General features: G+C 72.5%; 11 protein-coding genes. 5 read left to right on the top strand and 6 right to left on the bottom strand.

Annotation, left to right across the window (positions count from 1 at the left end; translation table 11 throughout):
* Window positions 1-219 precede the first annotated feature (219 nt).
* Window positions 220-1,458 (top strand): MAB_1171c family putative transporter, encoded by a 1,239-nt coding sequence (locus tag JIX56_RS09805; RefSeq protein ID WP_257538857.1) that lies wholly within the window; start codon window positions 220-222, stop codon window positions 1,456-1,458.
* Window positions 1,459-1,493: 35 nt separating this feature from the next.
* On the opposite strand, the gene JIX56_RS09800 is transcribed toward JIX56_RS09805, so the two are convergent.
* Window positions 1,494-2,210 carry an alpha/beta fold hydrolase gene (locus tag JIX56_RS09800; protein WP_257550802.1) on the bottom strand — a complete coding sequence of 239 codons (717 nt, stop codon included), beginning with the start codon at window positions 2,208-2,210 and terminating at the stop codon, window positions 1,494-1,496.
* A 77-nt stretch (window positions 2,211-2,287) separates the two neighbouring features.
* Window positions 2,288-3,259 (bottom strand): alpha/beta hydrolase, encoded by a 972-nt coding sequence (locus JIX56_RS09795; protein ID WP_257538846.1) that lies wholly within the window; start codon window positions 3,257-3,259, stop codon window positions 2,288-2,290.
* Between the two features lie 308 nt (window positions 3,260-3,567).
* Between JIX56_RS09795 and JIX56_RS09790 the strand changes: the two genes are divergently transcribed.
* Window positions 3,568-4,230, top strand: a complete 663-nt coding sequence (locus JIX56_RS09790) for a hydrolase (RefSeq protein WP_257538845.1) — start codon at window positions 3,568-3,570, stop codon at window positions 4,228-4,230.
* A 49-nt stretch (window positions 4,231-4,279) separates the two neighbouring features.
* On the opposite strand, the gene JIX56_RS09785 is transcribed toward JIX56_RS09790, so the two are convergent.
* The 3 genes from JIX56_RS09785 to JIX56_RS09775 form a co-directional block, all read right to left on the bottom strand.
* Complete coding sequence (locus tag JIX56_RS09785; RefSeq protein ID WP_257538843.1) at window positions 4,280-5,194, bottom strand: helix-turn-helix domain-containing protein; 915 nt, start codon at window positions 5,192-5,194, stop codon at window positions 4,280-4,282.
* Between the two features lie 146 nt (window positions 5,195-5,340).
* On the bottom strand, window positions 5,341-7,521 hold the full coding sequence (locus JIX56_RS09780) for an AfsR/SARP family transcriptional regulator (RefSeq protein ID WP_257538841.1): 2,181 nt from the start codon (window positions 7,519-7,521) through the stop codon (window positions 5,341-5,343).
* A gap of 81 nt (window positions 7,522-7,602) precedes the next feature.
* The gene (locus JIX56_RS09775; RefSeq protein WP_257538839.1) at window positions 7,603-10,551 is read right to left on the bottom strand and encodes an AfsR/SARP family transcriptional regulator; all 2,949 of its coding nucleotides are present in this window, start codon (window positions 10,549-10,551) and stop codon (window positions 7,603-7,605) included.
* A 141-nt stretch (window positions 10,552-10,692) separates the two neighbouring features.
* Here JIX56_RS09775 and JIX56_RS09770 point away from each other — a divergent pair, with 141 nt between their 5' ends.
* Both JIX56_RS09770 and JIX56_RS09765 read left to right on the top strand, forming a co-directional pair.
* The gene (locus JIX56_RS09770; protein WP_257550801.1) at window positions 10,693-12,207 is read left to right on the top strand and encodes an FAD-dependent oxidoreductase; all 1,515 of its coding nucleotides are present in this window, start codon (window positions 10,693-10,695) and stop codon (window positions 12,205-12,207) included.
* A 255-nt stretch (window positions 12,208-12,462) separates the two neighbouring features.
* On the top strand, window positions 12,463-13,710 hold the full coding sequence (locus JIX56_RS09765) for a hypothetical protein (RefSeq protein WP_443032030.1): 1,248 nt from the start codon (window positions 12,463-12,465) through the stop codon (window positions 13,708-13,710).
* A gap of 55 nt (window positions 13,711-13,765) precedes the next feature.
* Here JIX56_RS09765 and JIX56_RS09760 read toward each other — a convergent pair whose 3' ends face one another.
* Entirely contained in the window at window positions 13,766-14,233 is a 468-nt protein-coding gene (locus tag JIX56_RS09760) for a GNAT family N-acetyltransferase (RefSeq protein ID WP_257538835.1), read from the bottom strand.
* A 320-nt stretch (window positions 14,234-14,553) separates the two neighbouring features.
* Between JIX56_RS09760 and JIX56_RS09755 the strand changes: the two genes are divergently transcribed.
* Entirely contained in the window at window positions 14,554-15,753 is a 1,200-nt protein-coding gene (locus tag JIX56_RS09755; protein ID WP_257538834.1) for an MFS transporter, read from the top strand.
* Window positions 15,754-15,771 lie beyond the last annotated feature (18 nt).

Below are 15,771 nucleotides of genomic sequence, written 5' to 3'. Positions count from 1 at the left end.
CTGTCACCGGCCGGCCCTCCCTGAGGGCCGGCGCCGGGGACCGGCAGGCCGTTGACAACCTCTCACCTGCCGTCGCCGCCACACCCGTTGCCGGGGTTGACTGCCTGACTACTGTGTGGAGGGTGTTGACGGGGCAGACCGAGTGGCAGATGACGAGGCCGAGTGCCCAACTGGTCACCGGTCTCGCCCGGACGGCACCCTGCGACGGCGGCGCCTGACGTGAACGGACTGATCTACTTCGCGGCCGCCGCGATCCTGTGGACCGCGTTCGCGGCCCAAGTACCCAGCCTGTGGCACAACTGGCGTGATCCGCTCAAAAGAGCCCTCTGCGCCGTGATCTTCCTCGCCGGCTTCTGCTTCGCCCTCGGCGCCCCGCCCACCGTCGGCTTCGTCAACCGCACCCTCGGTGTGCCCAACGCCGCCGCGTGTGTCACCTACGGGGCTGTGAACGCCTTCTCCGCCGCGTCCCTCGTCCTGATCATCCTCTGGCGCGGCGCCGACAGTCCCGCCCAGCTGCGGCGGACCTCCCGCAGTTGGCTGATCGCCTATGCCGTGATCATCGTGGCGCAGAGCGCGCTCTTCGCCGCCGGGGACGCGCCTGTCGAGCGACGCACGGACTTCGACACCTACTACGCCGGCACACCGTTCATCCGCGAGATGATCGTCCTCTATCTCGTGGCCCACATGGCGGCGGCCGTCACCACCACGGCCCTCTGCTGGCGCTGGACCCGCCGGATCAGCGGGTGGACCCGGCGGGCCCTCGCCGTGCTCGCCGTCGGATGGCTGTGCACCAGCGCGTACGGCGTCGTCAAGATGGTCGCCGTCGCCGGCCACTGGAGCGGGCACCACTGGGATCCGCTGAGCACCCGACTGGCCCCCATGCTCGTCACCGTCGGCGCCGCCCTCACCTCGGCAGGCTATGTCCTGCCGCTGCTCGGGCCGCGCATCGACAGCCTCGTCGCGTTCCTCCGGCTCGGCCCGCTCTTCCGGCTCGTCGGCTCCGGGAACAGCCGCAACAGCCGCAACGCCCTGCTGTCCTGGCGCTCCCTCGGCGACGTCGAACTCCGCCTGACCCACCGCACGACGGCCATCCGGGACGGCATCCGGGACGTGTCCGTCCACTTCGACGAGGCGGTCCGTGAGCGTGCCTACCGCCAGGCGCTCTCCCTCGGCTCCAGCGCCGGCGAGGCCGAGGCCATCGGGGACGCGGCCATGGTGGCCGTCGCCGCGCTGACCGGCACCCACGACCGCGCCGGGGGACTGGATCCGGCCGTCCTGGACGGTGTCGCCCTCGACGCGATCGCCGGATTCACCGGCGGGTACACGGGCCCCGAGGCCGGCGGGCAGACCCTCGACACCGGCCAGCCCTCCCTGATCCGGATGTCCCGGGCCGTACGGGCCGGTGTCGTCGAGAGCGCGGTGCGCGCCGAACGCGCCAAGAGCCGACAGATGTGGTGATCGATCGGATGACGCGGCGCGCCGGCCGCCGTACGTCAGCTCGTTGCCCGTACCGCCTCTCGGACGGTCGCCGCCACCTCCTTGGGACGGGAGACCGCCACGGCGTGGGAGGCACCCTCGATCTCGGTGAGGGTGGCGCCGGCGCGCTTGGCGCCGAAGCGTTGGACGTCGGGGTTGATGGCCTGGTCGGCGTCGGCGATCACGGCCCAGGAGGGCTTGGTGTGCCAGGCGGCGGTGGCGGCCTTCTCCGTGAACACGGAGGCTGCCAGAGGGCGTTGGGAGACGGCGAGAATGCTGGTGACCTCGGCCGGGACGTCGGCGGCGAAGATGCCGGGGAAGGCGTCCGGCTTGATGGTGACCTCCACGGCGGCGTCGGCGCCCTCGACGGGGTACGTCCACTCGTCGAGGTTGGCGACGAGCGGGGACAGGGGGAAGCGGCCCTGCAACTCGCCCAGGCTCTCGCCCTCTTCGGGGACGTACGCGGCCACGTAGACCAGGCCGACGACGTTCTCGGCGGCGCCGGCCACCGTGATGAGCGCGCCGCCGTAGGAGTGGCCGACGAGGACGACCGGGCCGTCGATCTGGGCCGCCGCGGAGGCGACGTACGCGGCGTCGGAGGCGAGGCCGCGCAGGGGGTTCGGGAGCGCGCGGACGGCGATGTCCTGGCTCCGCAGTTCCTCGATGACGCCGGACCAGCTGGACGCGTCGGCGAAGGCGCCGTGCACGAGGAGGACGGTGGGGGCGGGGGACATGGTCGGGTTCTCCTTCTCGGTGCCGGGGCGCACCCGGCGACCGTACGGTCAATGGGGCAGTGAAGGGGGTCAGTGGGTCAGCGGCCGTGGAGCGCGGTGCGCAGCGTGCCCGTGGCCAGCGTGATCGCGGCCTCGGCGGCATGCGTCCCGCGCAGGGCGTTGAGCATGACGAAGTCGTGGATGATGCCCTGGAAGCGCACGGCGGTGACCGGTACCCCGGCCTCGCGCAGCTTGTTGGCGTACGCCTCGCCCTCGTCGCGCAGGACGTCGGCCTCACCGGTGATGACGAGAGCCGGCGGCAGGTCCTTGAGCTGTTCGACGCTCGCCCGCAGCGGCGAGGCGGTGATCTGGGCGCGCTCGGCCTCGTCGGTCGTGTACTGGTCCCAGAACCACTGCATGCCGTCGCGGCGCAGGAAGTAGCCGGTGGCGAACTGGTGGTACGAGCCGGTGTCGAAGCTGGCGTCCGTCACCGGGTAGAACAGCACCTGCTGGACCAGCGGGACGTCACCGCGCTGCTTGGCCATCAGGGTCAGCGCGGCGGTCATGTTGCCGCCGACCGAGTCACCGGCCACCGCCAGGCGCGTGGCGTCCAGGTCCTTGGACGCGCCCTGCTCGACGATCCACTTCGCGACCGCGTAGTTCTGCTCGATGGCGACCGGGTAGCGGGCCTCGGGGGAGAGGTCGTACTCGGGGAAGACCACGGCGGCGTTCGCGCCGACGGCCAGCTCGCGCACGAGTCGGTCGTGCGTGTGGGCGTTGCCGAACACCCAGCCCGCGCCGTGGATGTAGAGGATCACCGGCAGAGTGCCCTCGGCGCCGGCCGGCTTCACGATCCGTGCCCGGACACTGCCCGTCGGACCGCCCGAGACGGTGATCCACTCCTCGTCGATCTCCGGCTTCTCGATCTCACCGGACTGCACCTCGTCGACCGCCTTACGGCCCTCGGCGGGCGGCAGTTCGAAGAGGAAGGGCGGGTTGGCGGTGGCTTCCGCGAATGCGGCGGCGGCCGTTTCGAGGACCGGCTGAACCGGCTCGGCGTGGTCGGACATGGTTCTCTCCCGAGGTGTGGTGCGTCATGTGCTGGTTCTTTTTCCGTCAGCACGTCAGCACGCTAGAACCGGAAAGACGCGGGGAATTGCCCATCCGCGCACCGGACTTGATCCAAGAGCGCACTGATATACGGAACCGCAGGTCACAGTGCGCTGTGAGGACGAATTCGGTGCACTACCGGGACATGGGGACGGAAAGGTGCCGCATAGCGTGGAAACCCGGTGCGGACCGCGAGGCCGAATGCGAGAAACCCGCCGACCGATCGCGGCTCTCCACCGAAGATACCCCCCTCAGGAAAGGCACGCACATGGTCGACATCAACGAGGTCACCGCCGTCCCCAGCCCCGATCTCCTCACCCCGGACAACTGCGCGGTGCTGTTCGTGGACCACCAGCCGCAGATGTTCTTCGGCACCGGCAGCGGCGACCGCACCGCGATCATCAACTCGGTCGTGGGCCTGGCCAAGGCCGCCGAGGTCTTCGAGGTGCCGGTGGTGCTGAGCACGGTGGCCGCCGAGTCCTTCTCCGGCCCGCTGCTGCCGCAGCTCGCGGACGTCTTCCCCGACCACAAGATCGTCGACCGTACGACGATGAACGCCTGGGAGGACGTCGCCTTCGTCGAGGCGGTGAAGGCCACCGGCCGCAAGAAGCTCGTCATCGCCGGCCTGTGGACCGAGGTCTGCGTCGTCCTGCCCGCCCTGTCCGCGCTCTCCCAGGGCTACGAGGTGTACGTCGTCACCGACGCGTCCGGCGGCGTCACCCCGCAGGCCCACGAGCACGCCGTGCAGCGCATGATCCAGGCCGGTGCCGTACCGGTCACCTGGGTGCAGGTGCTCCTGGAGCTCCAGCGCGACTGGGCGCGCACGGAGACGTACGGTCCCACCACCGAGGTGGTCAAGGAACACGCCGGCGCCTACGGCCTCGGGGTCGTCTACGCGCAGGCCGTCATCGGCGACCACGCGGCCGGCTGACAGCGGGCCGGCGGGGCGGGCAGGACGGGCAGGACGGGCAGGACGGGCGCTACCGGCCGTGAGGCCGGGCACCCGGTCCGTTGCGCCCGTCCGTCGTACGCCGTCCCGCCGTGTCCCGCCACTCGCTCGGGGACATGCCGTACGCCGCCCGGAACACCCGGCTGAAGTGGGTCGCGCTCAGGAAGCCCCAGCGGCCGGCGACCGAGGCGATGGTGCGGCGGTTGCGGACGCCGAGCACGAGGTCGCGGCGGCATTCCTCCAGCCGGCGGCGCTGGATCCAGCGGCCGACGGTCGTGCCCTCGTCCTGGAAGAGCCGGTGCAGATAGCGCACCGAGATGTGGTGGGCCCCCGCGATCGTCTCGGGGGACAGGTCCGCGTCGGCCAGATGCTCGTCGATGAACCGCAGAATGCGCGCGACCAGGGGCGACCGGCCGCCCGGTGTGCCCGTCGCCGTCCGGCCCAGCTGCTCCGCGACGAGGGTGGCCAGCAGGTTCACCGCGTTCCGGGCGAGCAGCTCGCCGACCAGGGGCTCGGCGGAGACGGCCGTGTCGGCCAGCTCGGACAGGAACGGCGACAGCAGCGTCCCCAGCCGGGAGGTACGGGCGACCGGGGCCGCCGCGACCCGCCGTATGTCGCCGTCCTCCAGCCCCAGTTCCTCGCGCGTGACGAGGAAGACCTTCAGCCGGCAGCGCTCGGGGAGGTCCAGTAAAGGTGGGTGGTTCGCGTCGTAGAAGCAGATGGCCCCCGGATCCAGGGAGACGTCCGGGACCCGTCCGGCAGGCGGAACGCCGGTCCCGCGTACCCCCACGAACAGATACACGCCACCGGCCCGCGCGGTCAGCCGGTACGCCTCCGCGCCCGGTCTCCCCTCCGCGGGCAGCTCGGCGGTCGTCGTCCCGTCGAGGTCGAGGACGGCGATGTGGAGGCCCTCGGTCCCGAGGGTGTTGGCGTCGGACCTGGTCATCTGTCGCTTCCTCCACGGCTGTTCGAACACACCGGCGATCACTGCATGCGGAGCGTAGGAAGGAAGTTGTGAAAAAAGAGTGACAGTGAAGTGACGGCGGTGGCCGGGGCTTCGCGGCCGGCGGCTCCGGCCGCCGGCGGGGGTGTCTACGGGCGGGTGGTGCGTGAGACGTGGTCGAGCAGGCGCCGGCGGGCGGCGCGGCGGTCCTCGGGGGAGTCGTACGTCTCGGTCAGCTCGGCGGCGAAGACGCGCAGCAGGGCGTGCGGGGCGTAGCGGCCAGGCTCGTGTTCGGTGACGAGGTGGGCGTCGGCGAGCTCGTCGAGCAGCAGCCGGGCCCGGCGGACCGGGAGGTCGGCAAGGGCGGCGGCCGTGTCCCGGGTGAGGTCCGGGCCGGCGTGCAGGGACAGCAGACGAAACAGCCGGGCGTTCTCCGGCGACAGACGACGGTAGGAGCGGGCGAAGGCTGCGCGGAGGTCGGCGGTCCCTTCGCTGCCGGAGAGGGCGTCATCGGCCCCTCCGGTGCCGGAGAGGGCTTCGTCGGTCCCTCCGGTGCCGGAGAAGGAGTCATCGGCCTCTCCGGAGCCGGCAAGGGTGTCGTTGGCCTCACCGGCGATGGCAAAGCCGTCGTTGCTCTCTCTGGCGATGGCAAAGCCGTCGTTGGTCTCTCTGGCGATGGCAAAGCTGCCGTTGGCCTCTCTGACGCCGGCGAAGGCGTCATCAGCCCTTCTGGTGCCGGCGAAGGCCGTACGGGCGTCGGCGGCACGTCCGGTGCCGGCGAAGGCGGCGAGCGTGCTCCGGGAGTGTCGTAGCTCGGTGGCGATGGCCGAGAGTGGGGCGTCCGGGCGGCCGGTGGCGCGGGCGGCCACGATCGTCAGGGCCAGCGGCAGTCGGCCGCACAGGGAGATGATCTCGTCGGCGGCCTCGGGCTCGGCGGCCATCCGGTCGTGACCGGTGCGCGACGCCAGGGCCGCCCGTGCGTCCGCCGCCGACGGCAGGTCCAGGGGCAGGGGGTGGGCGCCGGAGGCGGTCAGGCCGGAGAGCCCGTTGCGGCTGGTGACCAGGGTCAGACAGCCGGGCGACGCGGGCAGCAGCGGCCGTACCTGCTCGGTGTCGGCCGCGTCGTCCAGCACCACCAGCAGCCGCCGGCCGGCCAGCAGACTCCGGTACAGCCCGGCGAGGGCGTCCGTGCCGTCCGGCATGCGCGAGGGCGGTACGCCGAGCGCGGCGAGCAGGTCGCGCAGCCCCGCCGCCGGGTCCAGGGGTGCCGCAGTCGGGTCGAACCCCCTGAGCCGGACGTGGAGTTGACCGTCGGGGAACCGTTCGGCGGTCCGGTGCGCCCAGTGCACCGCGAGAGTCGTCTTGCCGATCCCGGGCATGCCGGTGATCAACACGGTCGCGGGCGCACCGGTGGAGGCGGCGGCCCTGTCCGTGATCTTCAGCAGGCGGTCGAGTTCGGCCTGTCTGCCGACGAAGACGGGAGGGTCCGGCGGCAGTTGGGCGAGGCAGGGGACGCGGACAGGGACGGGTTCCGGAGCCGGTGCCGTGCGCGGACCCGCCGGCCGCCACTCCTGTCGGAGCACCCGGGTGTGGGCCGCGGTCAGTTCCGTGCCGGGTGCCACCCCCAACTCCTCGGCCAGCAGCCGCCGTACGCGCTCGTACGCGGCCAGCGCCTCCGCCTGGAGGCCGGACGCGGCCAGGGCCATGACGAGCCCGGCGTGCGACGCCTCGTCGAGGGGGTCGAGTGCGACGGCCTGCCGGAGGCGGGGCAGCACCAGTTCGGCTTTTCCGCAGAGCAGGGCCGCGTCGGTGGCCATGCGGGTCGTGCGCACCAACTCGCGTTCCACCTCGGCGAATACGGTGTGCCGTCGTACGGCGGTGGGGATGCCCATCGCCACCGGTCCGCGCCATCCGCTCAGCGCGTCCACGAAGTGCCGTAACGCCGCCTCGGACCGCCCGGTGGCCGCGGCCCGCTTGCCGCGCTTGGTGAGCGCGCGGAACCGCAGCAGGTCGACCTCGTCCTCGTCCGCCTCCAGCAGATAGCCGCCGGCACGGCGCAGCAGCCGGCGGCCGGGCGTCCGGGGCGGCAGCCCGGGTTCGAGCAGCCGTCGCAGCGAACCGGCGTAACGGCGCACCACGTTCATCGCGCTGGCCGGCGGCCGCTCGGGCCACAGCACCTCGACGATCTCGCCCACGGGCACCGGCCGACCGGCCCGCACCGCCAACAACCCCAGCAGGGCGCGCTGTTGGGGGAACCCGAGGTCGAGTTCCACCTCCCCCCGGCACACCCGAAGGGGCCCCAGCACTTCGAACCGCAGCACCCGCCTCACACCCTTCCTGGTCGGTGAAGGGGTCGGTGGAGTGGACGGGGCCGGTGCAGCGGAAGGGGCCGGTGGAGTGGAAGGAGCCGGTCACCCATGTCGGTCGCCTGCCGTGAGCAGGGACCGGACCTGGTCGGCGTCGGGGTGGCCGAGGGTGATGAGGAGGGTGAGGGCCTGCTGCCGGACCTCCTCGGCCGCCTCGTGGTCGCCCGTCGCGGCATGGGTGTCACCGATGTGGACGAGGGTGCAGGCCTCCAGATACGGGACGCCCAACTCCCGGTAGAGGGTGAGGGAACGGCCGTAACCGAGGAGGGCGTTGGGGTGGCGGCCGAGGTGGTGGTGGGCGTAGGCGATGGTGTGCCAGGTGGCCGCCTCGCCGTAGCGGTCGCCGAGTTCCTGGAGCAGGGTCAGGGCCTGGTGGCAGTGGTTCAGTGCCTCCCGGTACTCGCCGAGCAGCGCGTGGTACCAGCCGACGGAGTTGAGGACACTGGCGTACGCGGCCCGGCGGCCGCTGGTCCGGAACAGTTGCATGGCCAGCCGGTTGTGGTGGAGGGCGCCGGGCAGATCGCGCTCCTGTTCATGGGTCCAGCCGAGGCTACGGTGGGTGTCGGCCCGCCCGATGTCGTCCCCGAGCGTGGCGAAGAGTTCCAGCGCTCGGTCCAGGCGGGGGTGGGCCACGTCGTGCAGACCCAGTCGGCTCTCGGCCCGGGCCAGCGCGCGCAGGCCTCTGGCCTCCCACGCGGGATCGGCGAGCCGGAGGGCCGCGTCGAGCGCGGTCCGCTGGGTGGCCGCCCAGTCGTGCCAGTGCCCCCGCCGGTCGAAGAACGGCTCCAGCGACCAGGCGAGCAGACATACGACCCGGTCACGGCCGGACCGGGCGGCGGCCCGGACGACGGCGAGGAGCACCGGGTACTCGGCGGTCAGCCAGGCCAGCGCCTGCTCGTGATCGGCGAGCGGTTCGGCGTGGACGCCGGCCGGGGGCGGTCCCGGCGTCATCGGGTCCGCGTGCGGGGCGAGCAGCGGCTCGGTGGCGTGCGCGGTGTGCAGGTAGTACGCGTACAGCCGCTCGGTGGCCGTCTCGCGCTCGGCCTCAGGATGCCTCTCGTGCAGGAGTTCGGCCGCGTGGGCGCGTAGCAGGTCGTGCAGGGCGTACCGGCCGGGGGTGGGCTCACCCACGAGGTGGACGTCGGCGAGCTCGTTCAGGAGCAACCGGGCGCGGCGTGGCGGGAGTTCGGCCAGCGCGGCCGTCGCGGCCACCGAGAAGTCCGGGCCGGGGTGCAGCGCGAGCAACGGGAAGAGGCGGGCCGCCTCGGCCGACACGGCCCCCAGCGACCACGAGAACACCGCCCCGACGTTCGCGGACGTGTCCGCCCGGCTGAACGCGTCCAGACTCCCGTGCGCCGCACGCAGCTCCGCCGCGATCGCCGACAACGGGAAGCCCGGGTGCGCGGCGGCCCGCGCCGCGACACAGGCCAGCGCCAGCGGAAGCCCGCCGCACAGCGCCGCTATCTCCGCCACGGCCCCGGCCTCGCCCGCGAGCCGCCCGGCCCCCAGCCGGCGTTCGAGGAACACCCGCGCCTGCTCCGCGTCCAGCGGACGCAACGCCAGCGTGTGCGCGCCGTGCGCGGAGACCAGGCCCGACAACTGGTTGCGGCTCGTGACGATGGTCAGACAGCCGGGCGTGCCCGGCAGCAGCGGCCGTATCTGCTCGGTGTCCCGCGCGTTGTCCAGCAGCACGAGGAACCGCCCTCCCGCCAACAGGCTGCGATACAGCGCCGCTTGGGCGTCCACTCCGTGCGGGACCCGCTCGGGCGGTACGCCCAGGGCGTCGAGGAAGACGCGTACCGCCTCACCTGGACTCATCACCGCGCCCGATGGGGCGAACCCCCGGAGGTTGACGTAGAGCTGCCCGTCGGGGAACCGGTCCGCGACCCGATGGGCCCAGTGCACGGCGAGCGTGGTCTTGCCGATGCCGGCCATACCGCCGATGGCGCTGATCACCACGGTGTCGGCGGGGCGTACGTCGTCGCTGTCGCTGTCGCTGTCGCTGTCGCTGTCGCTGTCGCTGTCGCTGTCGCTGTGGTTGGGGCTGGGGCTGGGGCTGGGGCCCGTGAGGAGTGCCAGGACTTGGTCCAGTTCGGCGCGGCGGCCCGTGAACATGGCGAGGTCGTGGGGGAGTTGGGCGGGCACGGCGGGAGCGTGCGGCGCCGGTGTGGTGGGCGCGGCCTCGGTGGCCGGAGGAGCGGGCGTCGGCGAACTCGCGCCGTGGGGCCCTGCGCCGCGCAGCACGGACCGGTGGGCGTCGCGGAGTTCCGGCCCCGGGTCGATGCCCAGCTCGTCGGCGAGCCGCGCGCAGGCGGCCCGGTAGGTGCTCAGCGCCTCGGTCCCGCGTCCGGTGGCGGCCAGCGTGAGGAGGAGCCGGGCCAGCAGGGGCTCGTCCAGCGGGTCGCCGAGCGCGGCCTCCTGGAGCGCGGGCAGGACCGTACCGGGGGTGCCCGCGCGCAGCGCCGCGTCGGCCGCCTCCCGTAGGGCCGCAGAACGTTCCCGGTCGACCGTGCCGAAGCCGGCGCGCTCCCGCACCTCGGCGGAGATCCCGGCCCCGACCGGCCCCCGCCACAGGGCCAGCGCCTCGGTGAGGAGTTCCACCACCCGCGCGGGCGACGCGTCGGCGTCGGCCCGACGCGCCTCGTCCCGCAGCCGACGGAATCGCAAGAGGTCCAGCGAGTCGGCGTCGGCCAGAAGCCGGTATCCGCCCGCACCTCGTACCAGCCAGCGGCCGGCGGCGCGATGGGGCAGGCTGGGCTCCAACAGGCGTCGCAGCGACCCCACATGACGTCGGATCACATTCACCGCGCTGTCCGGCGGCAGCGGCCCCCACAGCACATCGACGATGTCACTCACCGCCACCGGCTGCCCGGCCCGTACCAGCAACAGCCCCAGCAGCGCCCTCTCCTGCGGACGTCCCAGCGTGAGTTCCGCCCCCGCCCGCTCCACCCTGACCGACCCCAGAACCGCGAAACGCACCGGCTCCAGCGCCAATGGGGCCTCCTGGTATCTCGTATCTCGTATCTTCCCCGCGCCTCACGACCATACGTGACGTGATGGGTTACCCAGAGTTACGTCCGCTCCGGCGGTGACGGTGATAAAGCTGTTCATCAAATGAGTCTGCGAAAACGAGGAGTGCAGTCGGTGAACTCGGTACGCACGAACGGCCGTTGGGTCCCCGCAGAGGTGGCAGGCCCGGCCGGGCGGCACGCGGTGGTCGTCGGAGGCAGTCTCGCGGGACTGCTCGCGGCGCAGGTCCTCACCGGCCATGCCGAGCGGGTGACGATCGTGGAACGCGACCGCTTTCCCGAGGAGGACGAGGAGGGCGGGGAGGCCGGGGCGGTCGGGGAGGGGACGGCGTCGGCGTCCCGGCCGGGCGTGCCGCAGAGCCGGCACCCGCACGTCCTGCTGGAGGGCGGACAACTCGCCCTGGACGCCCTGCTGCCCGGCTTCATGGCGGAGCTGAGGGCCGCGGGCGCCCCGCGGGTCGGAATGCCGGCGGACATGGTGCAGTGGCAGAACGGCCGCTGGTTCCGGCGCGTGCCCGCCTCGACCCACATCCACACCGGATCGCGGGCGCAGATAGAGCGGCTGATACGGCGTCGTGTCCTCGCCCACCCCTCGGTCGCCCTGGTCGAGGGGACCGACACCGTCGGCCTGCTCGGTGACGCCGCGCGTGTGCGGGGCGTACTGCTGCGTAAGCGCGGCGACGGGGCCCGGGACGAACAGCGGGAACTGGCGGCCGACTTGGTCGTCGACGCCTCCGGCCGCAGCACGAAGGCGCCGCGCTGGCTGGCGGCCATCGGGGCCGACGCCCCGTACGAGGAGATCATCGACACGGGGCTCGCGTACGCCTCCCGCGTCTACCGCGACACGACCGGAACCCTCGGCGGCGAACCGTCCGCCGGCGCGCTCGGCCTCCACGTCGTCCCCAACCCCACGCAGCCGTACGGTTTCGTCGTCCTGCCGCTGGAGGACGGCACCCATCTGGCCACCTTCTCCGGACTGCGCGGCGACGAACCCTCCACGGACGACAGCGAGTTCGAGTCCTACGCCAAGCGGCTGCCCCACCCGGTCGTGCACCGCTGGTTGCGCGAGGCCGAACCGCTGTCGCCGGTCTCCGGCTTCCGCCGGACCGCGAACGTACGACGCCGCTACGACCTGCCCGGCCGCCGACCCGCCGGGTTCCTGGCGACCGGCGACGCCCTGTGCACGTTCAACCCGATCTACGGGCAGGGCATGGCCGTCGCCGCGATGAGCGCCGTGGCCCTGCGCGACGCGCTGGCCGATCCGCGCCGGACGCCCACCACCCGCCGGGTGCAGAAGGCGGTGCTCGCCGCGTCGCGGCAGGCGTGGGACATCTCGGCCGGGTCGGACAAGAAGATGCCGGGGGCGACCGGCAACGCGGTCGCCGTCCGGCTCGCGGACCGCGTGGCCGGCTGGTATCTGCACCGGGTCCAGGAGCGCACCCCGGGCGACCCCGTCGTGGGCCGCGCCTTCCGCTCCGTCGTCTCCCTCAACGAGCCCCTCGGCGCCCTGTTCGCCCCCGCCGTGGCCCGGGCCGTGCTCTTCGGGCCGGCTCGGGAGACGCCCGCCGAGCCGCCGATGACGCGTGAGGGACGTGAGGGAACGGAGTACGGCGCCTCCTGACCCTTGACGCCCGTGGAAAGCGCTTGCCACACTCGCGGCCCGCCACAACAAGCGCCTGCCGCATCACCGGCGCACGCCCCGGTGACGTACGGGGCCACGCCGTTCCAGGTCATGTGTTCTTCGACCGGGACCCGATTCGGTCGAAACGGGTTCGACGAGGAGCGTGCGGTGTACGGCGGACGAACGGCAGGCGCGCAATCCCCCACAGGAGAAGCCGAGATGGGACGCAGAGCCGCAGCCCACCCCACCGACCCCATGAGTCATGCAACTGACGTAACGTCAATACCTTTGGCAACGACCGAAGTTGTGCCCACCGTCCGCCGTACGCGGGCCCTCGTCACCGCAGCCTGTACCACCGCCCTGCTCACCGGTGCCGCCGCGCTGACCGCCCCCGCCGAAACGGCCCCGGAACTCGCCGCCGTCTCGGTCGCGGCCCCGGCGCGGGTCGCGGCGGCGTGCGGTGAGGGCTCGTATCAGGCGGAGGCCGTCCTCAGTGGCAGTACGTGGACCGCCCGACGCGGCGGCAGCGTCACCTACACCGGTACCGACATGCGCGCGGCGATCCAGGCCGCCGTCAACAGCCTCACCTCCGGCCGGACCGCCAAGGAGCGGGTCGTCGTACGCGGCTCGGGGTCCATCAGCGCGGGCTCCCGGGTCTCGCTGCCCAGCTACACCGTGCTCGACGTGTGCGGCACGATCAATGTCACCGGCACGGGCTCCGGCGACCAGGCGCCGGTCTACTCGCGCGGCACCCGGGACATCGAGGTCCAGCACCTCAATCTCACCGGCACCCCGCTGTACGGGATCTTCCTGCGCAACGTCCAGAACGTCGTCCTCGGCCAGCTCGACATGCGCCTCTCGCGCGGCCTCGGCGTCCGGATCGACAACCGGGGCGACACCAGCCAGTGGACGCGGAACGTCAGGATCGACAACGTGTACGTGTCGGGCGCGAGCAGCCACGCGGTCGAGACGTACGGCGTCGACGGCCTCACCGTCGGAACGGTGACGGCCCGCAACGTGGGCGAGTCCGGGCTGCTCCTCAACCAGACGATCAACGCCACGGTCACCAAGGTCGACGCGGACGGCGCGGGCGCCGGCACCGGTTACGCGGCCTTCCGCATGGCCAACCGCAACGGCCGGGTGGGCAGTTCGTACCCGACCAACATCCGGGTCGGCGAGGTGATCGCGCGCGGCGGCGGACGCGGCGTCTTCTGTGTCTCCGAGAGCGGTGGCGCGGTGATCGACCGCGTCAACCTCACCAACACCGGAAACAACGCGATCCTGATCGAGAACTGCTACAACGTGAACCTCGCCGCCCAGAGCGGCACGGTTTCCGGCGGCGGCGAGATCCGCCTCGCGGCGCGGTCGGAGTTCGCCAACAACCGTGACATCACGGTCCAGAACCTGACGGTCACCAACTCGTCCATCCGCGAAAGCCCTTGTGGCGAGAACACCACCTTCCGCAACAACCGCCTGGTCAACAGCACCGAGACCATCTGCTGACCTCCCTCTCGTGGGCGCGCCCGGCACCCGCTCCCGGGCGCGCCCATGCCGCCGGTCACATCGAGGAGCCGGTCGCCGCCGCGTAGCACCGGACGGCCACCGTCCGGTCCGGGCCCCACCGCTGTTCGACGGTGGCCAGGAACTGCCATCCGAGCCGCTCGTACAGTGCCGCGGCCGCCGTGTCGGACGCCACCACGTCCAGCACCGGGTGCAGGCCGCGCTCCCGCGCCTCGGTGACAGCCCGCGCCATGAGCAACGCGCCGATCCCCCGGCCACGGGCCGACGGAGCGACGAACAGGCGGCTGATCACGGCGGTCTCGTCGACGCCGACCCCCGCGCGGGCGCTCCACAGCCCGGGTGCCGCGTCTCCCGTGTCGCTCCGGGACAGGCCGATGTGGCCGGCGATCCGGCCGTCGAGTTCCACGACCCAGGCGGCCACGAGCGAGGGCGGTGTCAGCCAATCGCCGGGCCGGTCGGGCCAGTTGACGGGGTAGCCGTCGCGTTCATGGACCTCCGCGAGCACCCGGACACAGTCCCCGAGATCACGATCGGTCCGATGCCGGACATCCTGGGCCACATTTCCACCGGACACGCTCTCCCTCTTCACGGCAGCATGGAAACACAGTCCGAGGAGCGTTGGTCTGTCCGGCTGACCGACTCCCTCGCCCCACCGGTCACTCCCGTACGCCGCCCCGTCCCCCAGGCTTGCGGGGGATCTTGACGACAGTCATGTTACCGGTAACACTGCGAGGGTCACCCAGCCACGGAGAGGCGGAGTCCCGCGTGCCCGACCTACCGACCGCGCAAGAGGTGAAGCATCGCCAACCGGCCTCGGAGACACGGGTGTTCAGTACTCCCGCCGTGGTCGCGTCCTGTGTCGGCTTCGTACTCATCGGCGTTCTCCAGGCGCTCTACGGCCCGGCGATCCCGGCCCTCCGCGACGCGTTCGGACTGTCGCCGTCGGCCGCCGGACTCGGGCTGAGCGCGCACTTCATCGGCGGGGTCGCCGGCGTACTGCTCTTCGACCGGCTCCACGAGCGATTGGGCAACCGGCGGATCCTCGGCACCTCGTACCTGCTGATGGCCCTCGGCGCGGCCGGCTTCGCACTCGCGCCGAACTGGCCCGCCGGTATCGCCGCAGCCCTGCTCGCGGGCCTCGGCTTCGGCGGCATCGACTACGGCCTCAACCAGCTCTTCGCCGTCGGCTTCGGCCATCGCTCGGCCGCGATGCTGAACATCCTCAACGCCCACTTCGGCATCGGCGCGATCCTCGGCCCCGCCCTGATCGCCGCCGTGGGCGCCGAGCACTACCCGGCGGTCTTCCTCGCCTTCGCCGCCGCCAACCTGCCGCTGGTGCTCTGCCTACGGGGCGTACGCGACCGGGCACCCCAGCCCGCGTCCGGCGCGACGGGCACGGCCAGTACGGCCGGCACGACCGACCCTTCCGGCACGACCGGTGCTGAGGCCGGCGGGTCCGCCCTCAGCCGCAGCCTGGCCTCGGTGCTCGCCGTGTTCGTCACCCTCTACGTCCTGCACGTCGGCATCGAGGCCGGGGTCGGCGGCTGGGAGCCCACCCACCTGGAGACGGTCGGATACGGCGCCGGGGCCGCCGCGACGGCCACCTCCGTGTACTGGCTGATGATGACGGTCGGCCGCTTCCTGGTCGCCCCGATCGCCCTGCGCCACTCCGCCCAGACGATCATCACCGTGTCCTGCGCGGGCATGACGGTCTGCCTGCTGCTGGCGTCGGTGCCCTGGCTCGCCCCGTACGCCTACGCCGGAGTCGGCCTGTTCATCGCGCCGATCTTCCCCACCGGCCTGCTCTGGCTGAACGTGGCCGCACCCCGGGCCCGCCGGGCGGGAGCGCTCGTCATCGCCGCCTCCATGGCCGGGGGAGTGGCGGCCGGCCCGGCGCTCGGCAAGGCCATCGAGTGGTCCGGGGTCCGCGCGGTGCCGCTGCTGCTCTGCGCGGTCTCGGCGCTGTGCCTGCTGGCCACCCTGTGGCTGATCCGCGCCACCCGCTCCCACTCTCCCTCTCCGTAAGCCTGCTGCGTCGGCTTC

Origin of the sequence: Streptomyces sp. CA-210063 (genome assembly GCF_024612015.1) — a bacterium.
In the GTDB taxonomy this organism is placed as follows: domain Bacteria; phylum Actinomycetota; class Actinomycetes; order Streptomycetales; family Streptomycetaceae; genus Streptomyces.
Note: the sequence above shows the minus strand (reverse complement) of the source record. Positions and strands in the feature narration are given on the sequence as shown.